Here is a 17,655-nt window from a genome sequence, read left to right as displayed (position 1 = left end):
AACATGATGAATAAGATAAACATCGCAATAGACGGCCCGGCAGCAGCCGGGAAGAGCACGATTGCTAAACGAGTGGCTGAAGCACTCCGTATGGTCTACGTGGATACAGGTGCCATGTACCGTGCCATTACGCTTGCACATCTTAATAATCAGGAGACATCTTTCAAGGAGCTGGTTGGTCAGCTGGAGCTCAGACTGATCAACGATGACGGTCAGCGCGTACTGCTGAACGGTGAAGACATTACAGACAGAATCCGGGAGAATGATATCACGGAAAATGTATCGTTTGTAGCGAGTCAGCAAGAAGTCCGTGAGTTTCTTGTGCAGCTGCAGCAGCTGATGACCCGCGACAAGGGAGTGGTCATGGACGGCCGCGATATCGGCACGACAGTCATTCCTGATGCCGAACTGAAAATTTATATGATCGCCTCTGTCGAGGAACGGGCTAACAGACGGCTGCTGGACAATGCCGCCCGCGGCATCGTGAGTACGTATGACCAGCTTGTCGCTGATATTTCCGAGCGTGACCATCTGGACATGACGCGTGACATCTCCCCGCTATCAAAAGCAGAAGATGCCATCCAGATCGATACAACAGGGCTGACGATCGACAAAGTAACCGAGAGAATTCTCGCCCTTGCTGAAGAAAAACTGCAGTAAAGGCGTATCTCTTGACTTTTAAACAATATTATAAGAAGTTTAATAGGGAAGATTTATTATTAGGAGGACGAGACGATGACTGAAGAATTCAACGAAAATATGATTACTGAAATTAATGAAGGCGATAAAGTGACAGGTACTGTCCAAAAACTCGAAGATAAGCATGTAGTCGTGCATATCGACGGTGCAAAATATGATGGTATCATCCCAATCAGCCAATTAACAAGCCTTCATATCGACAAAGCTGAAGAAGCGGTTTCTGTTGGGGACGAAATCGAAGCATTTGTCACTAAAATCGAAGACAAAGAAGAAGATGGACACTATATTCTTTCTAAACGTCAATTAGATGAAGTTCAATCATTTGATTCACTACGTGAGAAATTCGAAAATAATGAAACCATTGAAGCAGAAGTTAAAGAAGTCGTTAAAGGCGGCCTTGTAGTAGATGTCGGTCTGCGCGGTTTCATTCCTGCTTCATTGATTTCCACTAACTATATTGAAGACTTCTCAGATTACCAGGGCCGTCAGCTGACACTGAAAATTGAGGAGCTGGATCAGGAGAAAAACCGTGTCATCCTGAACCATAAGGCTATTGAAGAAGAAGAGAACAAAGTGAAGCGTGCAGAAATGTTGAAATCACTTGAAACAGGTGCGGTCGTAGACGGTAAAGTCGCACGTATTACGAACTTCGGCGCTTTCGTCAATATCGGCGACGTCGACGGGCTGGTTCACATTTCGCAGATTACCCACGACCGTCTTGAAAAAGTAGAGGATGCCCTTGAAATCGGTCAGGACGTCAAAGTTAAAATCTTAAATGTCGATGAAGATTCAGAGCGAATCTCACTTTCTATTAAAGATGCACTGCCAGGACCTTTCGAAACAATCGATGAACAGTTCAAAGTGGGCGATATTGTCGACGGTAAAGTGATGAGACTTGCAGCATTCGGCGCATTCGTCGAAATCGCTAAAGGACTTCAGGGTCTTGTGCATATTTCTCAGATCAGCCACGAACATATCGGCAGTCCATCAGACGTACTAGAAGTCGGTCAGACCGTACGCGTGAAAATTCTTGATATCAACAAAGCGGATGAACGTATCGGCTTATCTATCAAAGCGACTGAAGAACAGACAGAAGACTTTGATACATCTTATTTAAGTGCTGCACAGCATGACGACGATGCACCGACTTTAGGTGATGTTTTCGGCGACAAATTCAAAAATTTAAAATTATAATAAGCCCTTATTAAAGAAGTAACGTTTCGGCGTTACTTTTTTTAATTATGATAACAATTCAAGATATGATAGAATATACAGGATATTAATTGAGAGGAAGAACAAGATTGACTAAACCAACAATAGCTATAGTCGGCCGTCCTAACGTCGGTAAATCGACGATATTCAACCGGATTATCGGTGAGCGCGTCTCTATCGTCGAAGATACACCCGGTGTGACACGCGACCGAATTTATTCCAGTGGTGACTGGCTGACACATGAATTCAATATTATAGATACGGGCGGCATTGAGCTCGGTGACCAGCCGTTTCAGGAGCAGATTCGTGCCCAGGCTGAAATTGCGATCGATGAAGCAGATGTCATCATCTTCATGACTAATGCCCGTGATGGCGTAACGCGCGACGATGAATTCGTGGCCCAGCTGCTCTATAAATCCAATAAACCGGTTGTACTAGCAGTGAATAAAGTGGATAACCCGGAAATGAGAGCAGATATTTATGAATTCTATTCGCTGGGATTCGGTGAACCGTTCCCTATCTCAGGCTCCCACGGCCTTGGCCTGGGCGACCTGCTGGATGAAGCGAGCAAGCATTTCCCTGAGGAAAGTGAAGAGGACTATGATGACAATGTCATTAAATTCAGTCTGATCGGTCGTCCTAACGTCGGTAAATCAAGTATGATCAACAGTATTCTTGGTGAAGAGCGGGTCATCGTGTCACCGGTCGCTGGAACAACTCGTGATGCCATTGATACGGTATATACCTACCAGGACCAGGAATATGTCATGATTGATACAGCTGGTATGCGTAAAAAAGGGAAAGTCTATGAAGCGACGGAACGCTATTCAGTCTTACGTGCGCTGCGTGCCATTGAACGTTCCAATGTCGTCTTAGTTGTCATCGACGCTGAAGAAGGTATCATTGAGCAGGACAAGAAGATCGCAGGCTACGCACATGAAGCGGGAAAAGCTATCATCATTGTCGTCAACAAATGGGATACAGTGGATAAAGACTCGAAGACGATGAAGAAGTTCGAAGATAATATCCGGGCGCACTTCCAGTTTCTGGACTATGCGCCGATTGCGTTTGTCTCTGCTTTACAGCGCAAACGTCTGACAACATTGTTTCCGCTGATCAATATGGCAAGTGAAAACCATAAAAAACGGGTGCAGAGCAGCACGCTCAATGAAGTAATCACTGATGCTGTAGCGATGAACCCGACGCCCACTGACAATGGCAGCCGCCTGAACATCTTCTACAGTACACAGGTCGCGATTGAACCGCCGACGTTTGTCATCTTTGTCAATGATGTAGAGATGATGCACTTCTCCTATAAGCGGTTCCTGGAGAACAGAATACGTGATGCATTTGGATTTGAAGGAACGCCGATCCATTTAATCACAAGGAAGCGTAATTAGGAGGGACTTTTAATGACAGCTATAACAGTGTTGGGGACAGGAAGCTGGGGAACAGCACTTGCGAACGTTCTGCTGGATAACGGTCATGACGTCCTCATGTGGGGTAAAACAGAGCAGACGGTCAATGAGCTGACGACTGATCAAACGAACAGTCAATATTTGCCGGGGATATTATTGAACCCGCGTATGCGGGCGACGACGGCTCTTCACGAAGCGGCTGCCTTCAGCGACATCGTCATCATGGCTGTGCCGACGAAAGCCGTCCGGGAAGTCTGCCGGAAGCTGAATGATGCAGTCGCTGGCAGGAAAGTGTTTATCCACGTCTCAAAAGGGATTGAACCGAAAACATTCAAGCGTATCTCTGAAATGATTGAAGAAGAAATAAAACCGGAATTCTTCGGTGGTGTCGGCGTGCTGAGTGGACCGAGTCATGCGGAGGAAGTGGCGCAGAAGCAGCCGACGACTGTCGTGGTGGCCTCCTGCAGTGAAACCATCAGAACAATGGCACAGGATTTGTTTATGTGTGATTACTTCCGGGTCTATACCAATGATGATCTGGTTGGTGTGGAGATCGGCGGCGCCTTAAAGAATATTATTGCGCTGGCTGTCGGTATTACAGACGGGCTCGGCTACGGAGATAATGCGAAAGCTGCGTTGATGACCCGTGGACTTGCTGAAATCACACGGCTCGGCACGAAAATGGGCGCAGATCCGCTGACATTTCTCGGTCTCGCAGGGATCGGTGACTTGATTGTCACTTGTACATCCGTGCACTCGAGAAACTGGAAGTGCGGTAATATGCTGGGCAGAGGACTATCACTTAATGATGCCTTAAATGAGATGGGTATGGTGGTCGAAGGTGTCAGAACGACGGAAGCGGCCTATGAGATGGCCCGGACGTATCATGTCGAAATGCCGATCACTGAAGCGCTCTACGGTGTGCTGTTCAATGATGAACCGCTGGAAAATAACGTGAAGCTCTTGATGAACCGCGAAAAAACAAATGAATAGGTGGCTCTAATGTTTAACATCTCTAGAATGGATTTAATGTGGGTATCTTTCTACTCATTAGGATTAATGCTGGCGGCGATGGCACTCATCTACTTCGCCAGATTTAAAGTGAAGAATAAAGCTCTAGCGACTGTGCTGACCATTGCCGCTTATTTAAGTCTGCTGATCAGCGGGCTGTTGATGATTATTGTGCTAGGTGGGTCCAGTTATGCTTAAACGTCTCTTACTATTAATTATTCCTGTCTTTTTCCTGTCCGGCTGTCTATATCCGGAAGAGCAGCGCGCTGAAAACCAGGTGGCACCAGCCGATCAGCTGAACATGGTGCAGACTGCGGTCAATCAGTATCAGCAGGATAATAACGGCCTGCTGCCGCTTAAAGACCGGGATGAAAGCTATGACCTGTATGTCAAGCATCCGATTGATTTCGACAAACTATCACCGCGCTACTTATCTCAGCTGCCCGGCTCTTCTTTCGAAAAAGGCGGCTACTTCCAGTATGTGCTGATGGACGTCGAGACGCATCCGAAAGTGAAGCTGATCGACCTGAGAACAGCAGAAGTGCTGAAAGATTTGAGGATCCGGCTGAACATTAAAGATAATGAACTGCCGCTGAAAAAGAAAATCGGACCTAATGTCTATGAGATTGACTATAAAAAATACGGCTTAAAAAAATATCCGACTGTAAAAAGCCCTTACAGCGGTGAAGCGCTGCCCGTTTATATCAACGGGGGCAGCGAATTCATCGTGGATTACACAATGGATCTCGGCAGAATCATCAATACAAAACAGTTGAAGCTGAAAAAAGGAACAGATATCCGTCATATTCTTTATGACGACTCACCCATCCTGCCGGCCTACAGTGTTCCATATACAGTAGACAATCATAATGAACCGATATTTAAATCGCAGGCTATTGCAGAGTGAAAAAAGAGTGAAACTGACAATAAACATTGCAGTATCAACGTTTGTTGTGTTAAAGTCATAACATAATGATAATCATTTATCATTACATAACCTTTGGGGAGGTGAATTGACGTGAATAAAACAGATTTAATCAATGCAGTTTCTGAAAATGCTAATTTAACTAAAAAAGAAGCAGGTTTAGCTGTTGATGCTGTTTTTGAATCAATTCAGAAATCATTATCTAATGGTGAGAAGGTTCAATTAATCGGTTTTGGTAACTTTGAAGTTCGTGAACGTGCTGCTCGTAAAGGGCGTAACCCACAAACTGGTAAAGAAATCGAAATTCCGGCAAGCAAAGTGCCAGGATTTAAAGCTGGTAAAGCTTTGAAAGACGCAGTTAAATAATTGTGACTTTTAAAAAAGCCCGTTAACGGGCTTTTTTATTTTGAGTATTTTAGTTTATCTCTTTCATATTTAAGTTATAATATACAGGTAATGACTGGAGGAAAAATGATGGATTTCATCGCGCAGTACCAACATGATAACCAATTACTTGAACAGCGGTACACATCATACAAGTGCCCTGAAATCAATCCTTATATCGCATCTATCGTTCGGCGCCTCGATATAAGCAGCAACATCAAAAAAGCTGTGCTGGCCATTGACTCGAGTATGAGATATGCAGACACGATCACGCATAGCAACAAAGCGACAGCTTTATTGACAACCGACCTGCTGAGCGCACTCTTCTATCGGTATATGGCGGAGCCTTTCAACCCGGAGCAGTTCAAGCTGCTGACACAGGCGGTTAAAGACCAGAATATATGGAAGGCGCAGTTCAAGGAAACCGGGGACTTATCATTAATCGCCCGGATTGAGACCGCCTTCATCGCGCCGTTTATGTCGCTTGACGATACCGATGTAGTGACATTGATTCAACAGTCTTCGCTTAATAATTTGACAAAGTAGGTGCAACATTGACTAAACAGGGAATGCCGCAAACACAGGAAGAAAAAACAGAACTGGTTCACGGTGTCTTCGAAAACATTTCGACGCGCTATGACCGGTTGAATGATATTATCAGCTTCAACCAGCATAAGAGCTGGCGTAAGAAAGTCATGAAACGGATGCAGGTGAAACGAGGTGCCCATGCGCTTGATGTCTGCTGTGGTACCGGGGACTGGACGATTCAGCTGGCTGATGCTGTCGGCCGCACCGGACATGTGACCGGTCTTGACTTCAGTGCCAACATGCTGAAAGTCGCCAAGGCAAAGACAAATCATACTGCCAACATTGAACTGATCCAGGGCAATGCCATGGCGCTTCCCTTTGAAGATGACCAGTTCGACTATGTCACCATCGGTTTCGGTCTCCGAAACGTCCCTGATTATTTGCAGACTTTAAAAGAAATGCTCCGTGTGGTAAAACCGGGCGGCATGGTGGTCTGTCTGGAGACAAGTGACCCGACCATGCCGGTATTTAAGCAGGGCTATCAGGTCTACTTTAAATTCATCATGCCGCTGTTCGGCAAAATATTCGCCAAATCAATGAAAGAATACAGCTGGTTACAGCAATCTGCCTTTAACTTCCCGGGCAAATACGAGCTGGCAAAACTTTTTGCACAGGCCGGATTTGTCAATATCGAATTCAAAGGATTTACAGGCGGCGTCAGTGCGATGCATATCGGCTATAAACCACATTAAGGATGATCACTATGAATGAAAGTATCCGCTCAGTTGAATCGTTGTTAAATGAGGTCATCAGTGACAATCATTCTTCCTTGAACGAAGCGGGGAAGCACATTTTGACGTCTGGTGGTAAGAGAATCAGACCTTATTTCGTGCTGCTGGCCGGGACATTCGGCAGTGCGGACGATGACACTTTGATCCGGACCGCAACTGCACTGGAAATTATCCATATGGCGAGTCTTGTCCATGATGACTATATCGACAACAGCGCTAAAAGACGGGGGGTCAGCGCTGTTCATGAAGAATGGAATGCACCGGTAGCCATACAGACCGGACATTATCTCCTCGCCTCGGCGCTTAACTTGATCTCTGGCATTGATAATCAGTCCTATCATCAGTACTTCGCAGACGTTATTCTGGAAGTGTGCTACGGAGAGTTCGCACAGATGGAAGATCAGTTTAATACGGCTGTATCATTTACGAAGTATTTGAGGCGCATCAACAGAAAGACCGCGATCCTGCTTGAGGCGAGCTGCAAACTTGGTGGTCTCAGCACGGGGGCAGCTGACAAAGAGATTTATCATCTCGGTAAGTTCGGTCATTTTATGGGGATGAGCTTTCAGATCATCGATGATGTACTGGATTATACAAGCAATGAAGCAGCCCTTGGTAAACCGGTCGGCAGTGATATCAGGAATGGTCATATGACACTCCCGCTGATGTGCGCCGTAAAACATGACGCGCAGCTGAGCGCACTGCTTGCTGAACTTCACGCCGGGCAGTCTGAAGATTATTTCAGACAGGTCATTGAAGCGGTGAGAGCAGCAGGTATTACTCCTGCTTTGGACATCAGTGCAGCCTATGCCCGAAAAGCGGCCGCTCATCTCCATGAACTGCCTGAGACACCGGCTCGAGCAAAGATGCAGGAACTGCTGGACCGGATGACAAGACGGACATATTAGGCATTGAAAGAAATCGTTTACAATGGTAAACTGTCTTTGGCTTTATAATAATTAAAGGTAGGGATAATGATGGAGAGAACATTTTTAATGATCAAGCCTGACGGTGTTGGTCGTAACTTGATCGGCGAGATCGTCAGAAGAATTGAAAACAAAGGGTTAAAAATTGTTGGTGCTAAATTGATGACTGTGTCCGAAGAGCTGGCAAAAACGCATTACGGGGAGCACAGTGAAAGACCATTTTTCGGTGAGCTTGTAGAATTCATTACATCAGGCCCAGTGTTTGGGATGGTACTTGAAGGGGAGAACGTTGTTCAGGTCGGACGTACGTTAGTGGGTGTCACTAATCCTTCTGAGTCATTGCCTGGCACTATCCGTGGTGACTACGGTCTGACAGTCGGCAAAAATATTATCCATGGTTCAGATTCTGTTGAATCAGCAGACAAAGAGATTGCCTTGTGGTTCAAGGAAGACGAACTGGTTGACTATTCTTTAGTGAATGCAGCCTGGATCTATTAATATACATAAAACAGGTCGTGCCGTGGCACGACTTTTTTTATTTATGTTAAACTAGACGTATTGAATAGTGTGAAAGGATGTATGCGTGTGAGATTTTTAACAGCGGGTGAATCGCATGGCCCACAGCTGACTGTGATTATTGAAGGAATTCCTGCCAATCTTCAGCTGACAGCGGAAGAAATAACGAGTGAACTTTTGAAAAGGCAGGGCGGCTACGGCCGGGGACGCCGTATGCAGATCGAGAAAGATACAGTGGAAATCATGTCCGGTGTAAGAAATGGCTATACACTCGGCAGTCCGATTACGCTTGTCGTCAAAAATGACGATCATAAACACTGGCTGAACATCATGGGCACCGCACCGATTGATGAGGCAGCTCAGGAGGCGATGAAACGCGTTATCACGAAACCGAGACCAGGGCATGCTGACCTTGTCGGCGGCATGAAATATAATCACCGGGATCTGCGGAACGTACTTGAACGTTCAAGTGCACGGGAGACAGCGGCAAGAGTGGCTGTCGGTGCGGTCGCAAAATTACTGCTCAAACAGCTGGGAATCGAGATCATCAGCCGCGTCAAAGAAATCGGCGGCGTCAAAGATGAGCACGAGTATACGCTGGAGGATATTAGGAATGGCAATGAGCGGAATGATGTCAGATGTCTCGATGAAGCAGTGGCCGAGCGCATGCGCGAGCGGATTGATGCAGCCAAGAAAGCAGGTGACTCTATCGGCGGTGAAGTGGAAGTCACGGTTATCAACTGTCCAGCAGGGCTCGGCAGTTATGTGCATTATGACAGAAAGCTTGACGGGCGCATCGCTCAGAGTGTCATCAGCATCAATGCATTTAAAGGCGTCTCGTTTGGTGCCGGATTTAAAATGGCCGCGCTCCCGGGCAGCGAAGTTCAGGATCCGATCGCTTATGACGAAGCGCAGGGCTATTACAGGCTGAGCAATCATCTCGGCGGCTTTGAAGGCGGGATGACGAACGGCATGCCGATTACAGTGAATGCGGTGATGAAGCCGATTCCGACGTTATACAAACCGCTGCCGTCTGTCGATATTGAGACGAAAGAAGCTTATCAGGCAAGCATTGAGCGGTCAGACAGCTGTGCCGTTCCAGCGGCCTCCATCGTCTGTGAGCACGCCGTGGCATTCGAGATTGCCCGCGCGGTTCTCGAGGAGTTCCAGTCGAATCATATGGAGCAGCTGATACAGCAGGTCGCCGAGTACCGTGCAAAGGTGAGAGCGTACTGATGCAGCTGATGACGACGTATGCCGATAACAATTATCCTATTATCGTCGGTGATGAAGCGCTGTCTTCATTGGCAGCGGTCAGCGGCTACAGCCATTATATTTATATAATTGACCGGGCAGTCATGCGGCATCACCGGGCGATGATTGACAGCCTGATCCATAAGCACGCTTTAGTGTACGAAGTGGACGGCGGTGAAGCATTGAAGACGCTGACTAAATATGCTGCAGCAATAGAAGATATACTGGCAGCCGGCATTACGCGCCGTGCTGTCGTCATTGCTATCGGCGGGGGCAGTGTCGGTGACTTTGCCGGATTTGTCGCTGCCACGCTGCTGCGCGGTGTTGACTTTATCCAGGTGCCGACGACGATTCTGGCCCATGACTCTAGTGTCGGAGGGAAGACAGGTCTGAACAGCGCTGCCGGTAAAAACTTAATAGGCGCATTCAAACGCCCGGCAGGAGTCTATTATGACCTGACGTTTCTGACCTCTTTACCTTATGACGAGAAACTGAGCGGCTTCGCTGAAGTCATTAAGCATGCGATGCTTGAGTCAGAGGAGAGAAGGAGAGAACTGCAGCGTGACATCCCGTCCTGGAACGAATTAGCAGCGCTTAACCGGATGGACTACTGGGTGATGTCCGGCATCCGGCAGAAACTTGCGATTGTCTTGGCGGATGAACTGGAGCACGGTGCAAGACGTTACTTGAACTTAGGGCATACGTTCGGTCATGCCGTTGAATTCAGACATAAAATCCCCCACGGTCATGCCGTCATGATCGGTCTGCTGTACATGGAAATACTGTCCGGAAGAACCCCGCATCACCTCATCGACTGGTTCCGTGCGCTGCAGCTCCCGATACCCCGGTTTGCTGACTTTCAGGACTATTATGAATTGATGAAGAAAGACAAGAAAAATAATGATGAAAACGTGCAGTTCGTGCTGCTGAATCCGCAGCCGTGCATGCATAGTTTCGGTGAAGATGAGTTGAAGGAAGCGTTCACTCAGCTGCAGTCATTGTTAGGAGTGGAAGATGAATATTAAACTGAAAGCCCCGCTTAAAGGCGAAGCAAAAGTGCCGGGCGATAAATCAATCACACATCGGGCGATCATATTCAGCTCGCTTGCAGAAGGACGGTCAGTCATTCACCAGCCGCTGCTTGGAGCGGACTGTCTGTCAACCATCGATGTCTTCAGACGTCTCGGCGTGACAATCACTGTGGGCGCTGAGCAGGTCATTATCGAGTCACGAGGATGGCAGCAGTTCGAGGAGCCTGTACAGGCCCTCTATACCGGCAACTCGGGCACGACGACACGCCTGCTTGCCGGCGTGATGAGCGGTCTGCCGTTCAGAACGATATTATCGGGCGATGCCTCCATCGGCAGACGGCCGATGAAGCGGATTATCGACCCGCTGACACAGATGGGTGCCCGCGTCAGCGGCAGCCGGCATAACACCCGGACACCGCTTGTGATAGAGCCGGCACGCATCCAGGGCATCCATTATACGCTGCCGGTAGCCAGCGCGCAGGTGAAGTCCGCTGTCCTGCTGGCAGGTCTGTTTGCAGAAGCGCCGGTCACAGTGATAGAAAACGTGAGAACAAGGAATCATACGGAGACGATGCTGCCGGTCTACGGTGTCCCGGTTAAAGTAGAAGACAAAGCAATAACGCTCGGCAGTCGTGCCATCGGTCAGCTGCACGCCAGTGACTTCACGGTGCCCGGCGATATTTCTTCAGCAGCTTTTCTGATGGTGGCTGCGCTGATCACACCGGGCAGCGATATCACGCTTCATGATGTAGGGATCAACGAGACGCGGGACGGGATTATAGAAGTCATCAACAAGATGGGCGGTGCCATTGAAGTCGATAAGCAGACGACGACAGGGGAACCGACCGCGGCGATTCGTATCCGGTATACAGAGAACTTGAAGCCGCTGACCATTGAGGGTGAGCTGATTCCGCGGTTGATTGATGAGCTGCCGGTCATTGCACTGCTGATGACGCAGGCTGCAGGGACGAGTGTCATTAAAGACGCAGAAGAACTGAAAGTGAAGGAGACCAATAGAATCGATGCAGTAGTTGAAGAACTGTCAAATCTTGGTTTCCGTCTGACGGCAACAACTGACGGCATGATTATAAGATCCGGCAGGGACCACCGGCAGAACGCTGCGGACAGCCGCGGCGATCACCGCATAGGAATGATGCTTGCTGTTGCCAGTCTGTTACTGGACGAACCTGTCCATATCGATGGTTTTGACAGCATTGCTGTATCATTCCCAGACTTTATGGAGATGATGGAAAGGTTGGGAGCTTGATGGATGTTTATCAGCTGATAGATAAAGTGCATTTACAGCATATTGAACATATTGATGATGAAGTGAGTGAGGTGCTTACTTCAGAGGACCATGAAGGTCTGTTCATACTCGGTGAGACGCTGTATCAATACGGGTTAGTGCCTCAAGGGATGAGAATTTTTGATGCGCTGTATCATCTCTATCCTGAAGAGATCGAACTGCTCGTTTATTACATTGAAGGTCTGATCGACGAGAATCAGGTGGACAAAGCGATCGAAGTGCTCCACCATGCACCGATGACAGCTGAACGGCTGCTGCTGGAAGCTGATGTCTATCAGCAGCAGGGGATGAATGAAGTGGCGCTCGAAAAATTGAAGACAGCAGAAGAACTGGCGCCGGATGATCTGATTATTACGTTTGCTCTTGCTGAGCTGTTTTATTTTGATGGGGAGTACTTACAGGCGGCGCGCCGCTATGAAATGCTGCTTGCCGGCGGTGAGACCTACATCAATCATATTAATATCAACAGTCGTCTGGCGGACACGATGCTGCAGAGCGGAAACTATGAGGGAGCGGAGCAGTACTACAGCATGCTTGACGACAAGGAGATGACGAGTGACGATTATTTCAAGAAAGCTATCGCATTCGAGAAAAACGATCACCTGCCGGATGCCATCCAAGTGCTGACAACACTGCTTGATAAAGATCCTGACTATATGCAGGCTTACTTGCTGCTCGTCAACCTGTACGAAGCAGAGCGTCTGTATGACGAGGCGATTCTGATCGGTAAGCAGGGACTTGCACTGAATGAATTCTTCAAGGAACTGCTCGTGGATACGGCGCGGGTGATGCTGCATACGAAGAATGGTGAAGCAGAGCCATTATTGATCCAGGCGCTGACGATTGACCCGTCCTACACAGAAGCGGCACTGCTGTTATCCGATTACTATAAGGAGAATGACATGTTCGAAGAAGCGGTCCGTCTGTTCTCACTGATTGACGAGGAAGACATGGACCCGGTCGTCAAGTGGAATCTCGCTTACAGCTATCAGCAGCTTGAACGTGATATAGAGGCGAAGCACTTCTATGAGCAGGCCTATAATGAACTGAACGAAAATATCGACTTTCTGCATGATTACTATCAATATTTGCTGGAAATCGGTGGAGACAGTACAGCGGTCAGCGGTCAGCTTGCCAGTCTGGATCCGGACTTTGAACCTTATGAAAGATGATCCAATGCTGGTCGATATTACGGAGAAACGGCGTGGACTGTTAAAATATATACTGTTTCGTTACGCCATCGAACAGAAAGAGACCGTGTGGGTGCTGAACTTTCTGAAAGATCATGAGGTGCTGCGGCAGTTCACTTTCCGCAGACCTTTGTCAGCGAAAGATGAAGGGATTATTTTGACGCAGTCCCATCATCTGCTGTTTCATTTCAAGGACCGCATCATCACTCAGCCGGATGTGATTTTCCATCTGCTGAATGAAATCGAAGGCCAGTATTATTTCTATGTGGCATTCGACGAACCGAAATTTGCTGAGCTCGAGCAGTATGAAAGTATCCGCCGGCTGATTGATGAAAGACGCATTCCTGAAAATATGCAGGGTCTGCGGGAGACGGACCGGACACGGCTCACTGAGCTGTTGAACAGCAAAATAGACATCGCCCTGCTGCTGCATGATAAAGAAGATTTTGTTTATTACAGTTCACTGATCAAACGATTGAAGGAATGATGAGATGTTATTTAACTACAGGGATTTAAAAGAACTTAAGCATCAGCTTGAATACATTGATACGGCGATTATCCCGGTCATTGAAGTCGATTACCGTGGACAGCTGATGGCTATCGTCGACCAGTACGAAGTGATTCAGATGCTGACGCTGGACGCTGAAAATCAGTTCAAAGGCCGGGTGCTGCTTGTGCCGCCGGTTCAAGTGCAGGAGGATTATACATTGCCGGTTGTCATCGGTGAACAGCTGAAAGGCTTCGGGATGAAGCATATTTTATTCGTGACGCCGATGACGAGCAGACTTGAGACAGCAGAAGACCAGTTCAAAGTGAATATTTTTCCGCTGGCATCGATGGATGATCATTTCAAGCAGGAAATGATGGAAGGTCAGGTCAAAGACTTGATGCGCAGGATCATCGCGATGTGGAATAAGTAACCTTATTTTCCTGGACTTATTTCTGTCATCATATTGACCATCAATAGTTATTAGGCTAAAATTGATATGTCCTAGTATATTTTTAAGAAAAAGAAGCGTTAGAGGGGGGAAATCTAAATGAGCCAACGTGTCACAAGACGCCAATTTTTAAACTATTCCCTAATGGGAGTTGGGTCATTTATGGCAGCAGGTATTGCTTTGCCGCTGGGTCGATTCGCATTGGATCCGATCTTTAAATCAGGCGCTGCCGGCGGTATGATAACAACAAGCGTCAAAGTTTCTGAAATTAAAGACGAACCGACTAAAGTCGACTTTAAATTCGAACAAAAAGACGCATGGTATACAAGTGAAGTGACGGCATTTGCATGGGTTTACAAAGACGGCGAGAATATAGTCGCGCTTTCACCGACATGTAAGCACTTGGGCTGTACAGTCAACTGGAATTCAGACAAAGACAATCCAAACCAGTTCTACTGCCCATGTCACAGTGGCCGTTACAAAAAGAATGGTAAGAACATTCCAGGTACACCACCACTTGCACCGCTTGACCAGTATGAGACCGGCGAAAAAGGCGGTATGCTGACAATCGGTAAAAAACATCCAAACGAGATAGCGAAATAAGGAGGGTAAATAATGATCGAGAAAATCTATGATTGGGTCGATGACAGACTTGATGTAACACCAATCTGGCGTGATATCGCGGATCATGAAGTGCCGGAGCATGTTAACCCTGCTTATCACTTTTCTGCTTTCGTCTATTGTTTTGGTGGTTTAACATTCTTTATTACAGTCATTCAAGTACTCTCAGGCATGTTCCTGACAATGTACTATGTACCAGACATCGTCAATGCCTGGAAATCAGTGTATTACCTGCAGCATGACGTGGCAGCGGGTGTTATTGTCCGCGGTATGCACCACTGGGGAGCAAGTTTAGTCGTTGTTATGATGTTTCTTCATACACTGCGTGTCTTCTTCACAGGATCTTATAAACAACCCCGTGAATTGAACTGGGTAGTCGGCGTATTAATTTTCTTCGTTATGCTTGGTTTAAGTTTCACAGGTTACTTATTACCATGGGATATGAAGGCATTATTCGGAACTAAAGTTGGTCTGCAGATCGCAGAATCTGTTCCATTCATCGGCAGCTGGGTTAAGACACTGCTTGCAGGTGACCCGCAGATTGTTGGTGCACAGACATTGACGCGTTTCTTTGCCATCCACGTCTTCTTCCTGCCGGCTTGTTTATTCGCGTTATTAGCGGCGCACTTTATCATGATCAGAAAACAAGGTATTTCAGGCCCACTATAAAACCGAATATATTATAAAGGAGGTAATGAGGAATGCATAAAGGTAAAGGTATGACATTTGTTGGTGACTCTCGTATTAAACAGTACAAGAAAGCCAAACTAAATAGAGATTATTCAGAGTTCCCCGGTAAAACCGAGAGTTTCTGGCCGGATTTCTTATTGAAGGAATGGATGACTGGCGCAGTATTCCTGGTCGCATTCTTATGCTTGACTGTGGCGCATCCGGCGCCGCTTGAACGTGTCGCGGATGCATCAGATACGGGTTATACGCCACTTCCTGACTGGTACTTCTTATTCCTGTATCAAATTCTGAAATATACATATGCATCGGGTCCATTCAACACATTCGGTGCTATTATATTACCGGGTATCGCTTTTGGTGCGTTACTGCTTGCACCATGGCTTGACCGCGGTCCAGAACGTAAATGGTACAAACGTCCGGTCGCGTCTGGTTTGATGCTGACAGCGTTCGCAATAATTTTCTATACAACCTGGGAATCTGCAGCTTATCATGACTGGAAGAAGCAGGAAGCACAAGGTGCGATTGCTTTTACGAACTTAGATAAAAAAGACCCGACTTATGAAAAAATCATTAAGTCGAACTGTACAAGCTGCCACGGTGGTGAGCTGACAGGTGGCGCGGGTCCAAACTTAGTAAAAGCTAATCTGCAGCCGGCAACTGTTGAAGCGTTTGTTACTCATGGTAACGGCGCAATGCCTTCTTTCAAAGATACATTGACTAAAGACCAGATCAAAGAAGTTGCCAAATTCGTTGCCAACCTTCATGAAACAGATGAAAGCGGCAAGGAACTTAAAAAATAAGAACAAAGAGTCATCTGCGAAGATGACTCTTTTTCTATAGGAGGTCATGATGAAGCAGCAGTTTTATGCCTGGATGATGAATCGTTATTTTCTCGTCTTGCTTATTGTCTGTAACTTGCTCGGCACACTTTACGGCTACTACTGGTACGGTAGTCAGCTGGCCCGCACCAAATGGTATTTCATGCCGTTTGTGCCGGACAGTCCGACAGCATCCCTGTTTTTATGTATCGCTCTCGTTTTCATCGTGCTCGGCAGGCATTCGGGCCTGATGGAAGCACTGGCCTTCATCACGCTGATTAAATACGGCGTATGGGCTGTAGCGATGAATATATTTGCCTTTATAGAGCTGAAAGAAGTGTCAGAAATGGGCTTGATGCTGTGCGTCTCGCATAGTATTATGGCGGTAGAGGCGCTACTGTTTCTGCCGTTCTTCAAAATCAAGAAGTGGCATATACTCGCTGCTATCATCTGGGTGTTCCATAATGATGTCATTGATTACGTCTATATGCAGTATCCGGTCTACAGCATGCTTGAGCAGTATATCCGGCATATCGGCTACTTTGCTTTCTGGCTGACAGTCATACCGGTCGTCATCTTATGGCGGAAATTTATAAGTTGATTTTATTTGACTTAATCTGACCATCTTAATAAAATAAAGCTAAAGGAGAGTGTAAAATGGGATATATCATTTATTTTGTATTGATCATGTTGATTCCTATGTATTTTCAGGCGCGCGTGAAATCGACTTACAATAAATATTCTAAAGTAAGATCAACTTCAGGCAAGTCAGGCAGACAGGTCGCTGAAGAGATACTGGCAGCCAACGGAATTCATGACGTCCAGGTCATTGAGGGACAGGGCTTCCTGTCAGATCATTATGACCCGCGGAGTAAACGCGTCGTGCTCAGTCCATCTAACTTCAGACAGCCGAGCGTAGCAGGAACTGCTATCGCGGCGCATGAAGTGGGACATGCCATTCAGCATGCGACCGGCTACGGCTTTCTTAAATTCAGAACAAGCTTATTACCGCTTGCGAACTTAGGAACGTCATTCAGTTACTTGCTCATCATGATCGGTGCCGTGCTGACCAGCATATCCAGTACAGGAGGCGGTATCGGTTCGCTTGCCATCTGGGCTGGCGTAGCACTGATGGCGTTCGCGGTGTTATTCTCAATCGTGACACTGCCGGTCGAGTTTGATGCGAGTAAACGTGCGATGCAGCAGATTCAGGCACTTCACATGGTGGATGCTCAGGAATACCGCCATGCCAAATCTGTATTATCAGCTGCAGCCATGACTTACGTCGCAGCTACAGCGATTGCGGTTGCAGAGTTTGTCAGAATGTTCATGCTTGCAAGAAGCAGTGATTAATTAAAGTTGATAAAAGAACTCAGACAGTGGCACTGTCTGAGTTC

Annotated in this window: 22 protein-coding genes; all 22 read left to right on the top strand. The window is 47.0% G+C overall.

The genetic code is table 11. The features are described from left to right. Nucleotides 1-6: 6 nt before the first annotated feature. Nucleotides 7-660: a (d)CMP kinase gene (gene cmk / locus KFV11_RS06190; protein WP_149458641.1), complete on the top strand. Its 654-nt coding sequence runs from the start codon at nucleotides 7-9 to the stop codon at nucleotides 658-660. Nucleotides 661-735: 75 nt separating this feature from the next. Further along, nucleotides 736-1,893, top strand: coding sequence for a 30S ribosomal protein S1 (gene rpsA, locus KFV11_RS06185; protein WP_149458642.1), 1,158 nt, complete (start codon nucleotides 736-738; stop codon nucleotides 1,891-1,893). Nucleotides 1,894-2,000: 107 nt separating this feature from the next. After that, nucleotides 2,001-3,311: a ribosome biogenesis GTPase Der gene (gene der / locus KFV11_RS06180; protein ID WP_149458643.1), complete on the top strand. Its 1,311-nt coding sequence runs from the start codon at nucleotides 2,001-2,003 to the stop codon at nucleotides 3,309-3,311. Nucleotides 3,312-3,323: 12 nt separating this feature from the next. Then, nucleotides 3,324-4,322 carry an NAD(P)H-dependent glycerol-3-phosphate dehydrogenase gene (locus KFV11_RS06175; RefSeq protein WP_149458644.1) on the top strand — a complete coding sequence of 333 codons (999 nt, stop codon included), beginning with the start codon at nucleotides 3,324-3,326 and terminating at the stop codon, nucleotides 4,320-4,322. Nucleotides 4,323-4,331: 9 nt separating this feature from the next. Continuing rightward, the gene (locus KFV11_RS06170) at nucleotides 4,332-4,538 is read left to right on the top strand and encodes a DUF2768 domain-containing protein (RefSeq protein ID WP_149458645.1); all 207 of its coding nucleotides are present in this window, start codon (nucleotides 4,332-4,334) and stop codon (nucleotides 4,536-4,538) included. Then, a complete protein-coding gene (locus KFV11_RS06165) occupies nucleotides 4,531-5,247 on the top strand; it encodes a YphF family lipoprotein (protein ID WP_254249497.1) in 717 nt (238 codons plus the stop codon). Before KFV11_RS06170 ends, KFV11_RS06165 begins: the two co-directional genes overlap by 8 nt. Before the next feature lie 111 nt (nucleotides 5,248-5,358). Then, a complete protein-coding gene (locus tag KFV11_RS06160; RefSeq protein WP_133442816.1) occupies nucleotides 5,359-5,631 on the top strand; it encodes an HU family DNA-binding protein in 273 nt (90 codons plus the stop codon). Nucleotides 5,632-5,739: 108 nt separating this feature from the next. Beyond that, nucleotides 5,740-6,195: a hypothetical protein gene (locus KFV11_RS06155; RefSeq protein ID WP_149458648.1), complete on the top strand. Its 456-nt coding sequence runs from the start codon at nucleotides 5,740-5,742 to the stop codon at nucleotides 6,193-6,195. A gap of 23 nt (nucleotides 6,196-6,218) precedes the next feature. After that, nucleotides 6,219-6,929 carry a demethylmenaquinone methyltransferase gene (locus tag KFV11_RS06150; RefSeq protein ID WP_254250602.1) on the top strand — a complete coding sequence of 237 codons (711 nt, stop codon included), beginning with the start codon at nucleotides 6,219-6,221 and terminating at the stop codon, nucleotides 6,927-6,929. An 11-nt stretch (nucleotides 6,930-6,940) separates the two neighbouring features. Beyond that, nucleotides 6,941-7,876 (top strand): hexaprenyl-diphosphate synthase large subunit, encoded by a 936-nt coding sequence (gene hexs-b / locus KFV11_RS06145; protein ID WP_254249496.1) that lies wholly within the window; start codon nucleotides 6,941-6,943, stop codon nucleotides 7,874-7,876. A 69-nt stretch (nucleotides 7,877-7,945) separates the two neighbouring features. Beyond that, nucleotides 7,946-8,392 (top strand): nucleoside-diphosphate kinase, encoded by a 447-nt coding sequence (gene ndk / locus KFV11_RS06140; RefSeq protein WP_254249495.1) that lies wholly within the window; start codon nucleotides 7,946-7,948, stop codon nucleotides 8,390-8,392. An 87-nt stretch (nucleotides 8,393-8,479) separates the two neighbouring features. Continuing rightward, nucleotides 8,480-9,646 carry a chorismate synthase gene (gene aroC, locus KFV11_RS06135; RefSeq protein WP_149458651.1) on the top strand — a complete coding sequence of 389 codons (1,167 nt, stop codon included), beginning with the start codon at nucleotides 8,480-8,482 and terminating at the stop codon, nucleotides 9,644-9,646. After that, nucleotides 9,646-10,689, top strand: a complete 1,044-nt coding sequence (locus KFV11_RS06130; RefSeq protein WP_254249494.1) for a 3-dehydroquinate synthase — start codon at nucleotides 9,646-9,648, stop codon at nucleotides 10,687-10,689. The genes aroC and KFV11_RS06130 overlap by 1 nt, the downstream gene beginning before the upstream one ends. Then, complete coding sequence (aroA, locus tag KFV11_RS06125; protein ID WP_149458653.1) at nucleotides 10,679-11,962, top strand: 3-phosphoshikimate 1-carboxyvinyltransferase; 1,284 nt, start codon at nucleotides 10,679-10,681, stop codon at nucleotides 11,960-11,962. Before KFV11_RS06130 ends, aroA begins: the two co-directional genes overlap by 11 nt. Then, entirely contained in the window at nucleotides 11,959-13,173 is a 1,215-nt protein-coding gene (locus KFV11_RS06120; RefSeq protein WP_425463248.1) for a tetratricopeptide repeat protein, read from the top strand. The genes aroA and KFV11_RS06120 overlap by 4 nt, the downstream gene beginning before the upstream one ends. Next, nucleotides 13,163-13,678, top strand: coding sequence for a YpiB family protein (locus KFV11_RS06115; protein WP_254249493.1), 516 nt, complete (start codon nucleotides 13,163-13,165; stop codon nucleotides 13,676-13,678). The genes KFV11_RS06120 and KFV11_RS06115 overlap by 11 nt, the downstream gene beginning before the upstream one ends. A 4-nt stretch (nucleotides 13,679-13,682) precedes the next feature. Next, the gene (locus tag KFV11_RS06110) at nucleotides 13,683-14,111 is read left to right on the top strand and encodes a DUF2487 family protein (RefSeq protein WP_149458656.1); all 429 of its coding nucleotides are present in this window, start codon (nucleotides 13,683-13,685) and stop codon (nucleotides 14,109-14,111) included. A gap of 117 nt (nucleotides 14,112-14,228) precedes the next feature. Next, the gene (locus KFV11_RS06105; protein WP_149458657.1) at nucleotides 14,229-14,732 is read left to right on the top strand and encodes a QcrA and Rieske domain-containing protein; all 504 of its coding nucleotides are present in this window, start codon (nucleotides 14,229-14,231) and stop codon (nucleotides 14,730-14,732) included. A 12-nt stretch (nucleotides 14,733-14,744) separates the two neighbouring features. Next, nucleotides 14,745-15,419: a menaquinol-cytochrome c reductase cytochrome b subunit gene (gene qcrB / locus KFV11_RS06100; protein WP_149458658.1), complete on the top strand. Its 675-nt coding sequence runs from the start codon at nucleotides 14,745-14,747 to the stop codon at nucleotides 15,417-15,419. Nucleotides 15,420-15,451: 32 nt separating this feature from the next. Further along, nucleotides 15,452-16,240: a menaquinol-cytochrome c reductase cytochrome b/c subunit gene (locus KFV11_RS06095; protein ID WP_149458659.1), complete on the top strand. Its 789-nt coding sequence runs from the start codon at nucleotides 15,452-15,454 to the stop codon at nucleotides 16,238-16,240. A 49-nt stretch (nucleotides 16,241-16,289) separates the two neighbouring features. Further along, nucleotides 16,290-16,859 carry a DUF1405 domain-containing protein gene (locus KFV11_RS06090; protein WP_149458660.1) on the top strand — a complete coding sequence of 190 codons (570 nt, stop codon included), beginning with the start codon at nucleotides 16,290-16,292 and terminating at the stop codon, nucleotides 16,857-16,859. Nucleotides 16,860-16,915: 56 nt separating this feature from the next. Next, nucleotides 16,916-17,611 carry a zinc metallopeptidase gene (locus KFV11_RS06085; RefSeq protein ID WP_149458661.1) on the top strand — a complete coding sequence of 232 codons (696 nt, stop codon included), beginning with the start codon at nucleotides 16,916-16,918 and terminating at the stop codon, nucleotides 17,609-17,611. The last annotated feature ends 44 nt before the right edge of the window (nucleotides 17,612-17,655 follow it).

Origin of the sequence: Macrococcus equipercicus, assembly GCF_024205945.1 — a bacterium.
GTDB classification, from domain to species: Bacteria; Bacillota; Bacilli; order Staphylococcales; family Staphylococcaceae; genus Macrococcus; species Macrococcus equipercicus.
The sequence above is the reverse complement of the archived record's forward strand: the minus strand, read 5'-3'. Positions and strand labels throughout refer to the sequence as shown.

What these genes read in the sequence shown, in the direction of transcription:
- cmk (WP_149458641.1), top strand. Translation starts at nt 7, where the DNA reads ATGAATAAGATAAACATCGCAATAGACGGCCCGGCAGCAGCCGGGAAG.
- rpsA (WP_149458642.1), top strand. Translation starts at nt 736, where the DNA reads ATGACTGAAGAATTCAACGAAAATATGATTACTGAAATTAATGAAGGC.
- KFV11_RS06175 (WP_149458644.1), top strand. Translation starts at nt 3,324, where the DNA reads ATGACAGCTATAACAGTGTTGGGGACAGGAAGCTGGGGAACAGCACTT.
- KFV11_RS06170 (WP_149458645.1), top strand. Translation starts at nt 4,332, where the DNA reads ATGTTTAACATCTCTAGAATGGATTTAATGTGGGTATCTTTCTACTCA.
- KFV11_RS06165 (WP_254249497.1), top strand. Translation starts at nt 4,531, where the DNA reads ATGCTTAAACGTCTCTTACTATTAATTATTCCTGTCTTTTTCCTGTCC.
- KFV11_RS06155 (WP_149458648.1), top strand. Translation starts at nt 5,740, where the DNA reads ATGGATTTCATCGCGCAGTACCAACATGATAACCAATTACTTGAACAG.
- KFV11_RS06150 (WP_254250602.1), top strand. Translation starts at nt 6,219, where the DNA reads ATGCCGCAAACACAGGAAGAAAAAACAGAACTGGTTCACGGTGTCTTC.
- hexs-b (WP_254249496.1), top strand. Translation starts at nt 6,941, where the DNA reads ATGAATGAAAGTATCCGCTCAGTTGAATCGTTGTTAAATGAGGTCATC.
- ndk (WP_254249495.1), top strand. Translation starts at nt 7,946, where the DNA reads ATGGAGAGAACATTTTTAATGATCAAGCCTGACGGTGTTGGTCGTAAC.
- KFV11_RS06130 (WP_254249494.1), top strand. Translation starts at nt 9,646, where the DNA reads ATGCAGCTGATGACGACGTATGCCGATAACAATTATCCTATTATCGTC.
- aroA (WP_149458653.1), top strand. Translation starts at nt 10,679, where the DNA reads ATGAATATTAAACTGAAAGCCCCGCTTAAAGGCGAAGCAAAAGTGCCG.
- KFV11_RS06115 (WP_254249493.1), top strand. Translation starts at nt 13,163, where the DNA reads ATGAAAGATGATCCAATGCTGGTCGATATTACGGAGAAACGGCGTGGA.
- KFV11_RS06110 (WP_149458656.1), top strand. Translation starts at nt 13,683, where the DNA reads ATGTTATTTAACTACAGGGATTTAAAAGAACTTAAGCATCAGCTTGAA.
- KFV11_RS06105 (WP_149458657.1), top strand. Translation starts at nt 14,229, where the DNA reads ATGAGCCAACGTGTCACAAGACGCCAATTTTTAAACTATTCCCTAATG.
- qcrB (WP_149458658.1), top strand. Translation starts at nt 14,745, where the DNA reads ATGATCGAGAAAATCTATGATTGGGTCGATGACAGACTTGATGTAACA.
- KFV11_RS06095 (WP_149458659.1), top strand. Translation starts at nt 15,452, where the DNA reads ATGCATAAAGGTAAAGGTATGACATTTGTTGGTGACTCTCGTATTAAA.
- KFV11_RS06090 (WP_149458660.1), top strand. Translation starts at nt 16,290, where the DNA reads ATGAAGCAGCAGTTTTATGCCTGGATGATGAATCGTTATTTTCTCGTC.
- KFV11_RS06085 (WP_149458661.1), top strand. Translation starts at nt 16,916, where the DNA reads ATGGGATATATCATTTATTTTGTATTGATCATGTTGATTCCTATGTAT.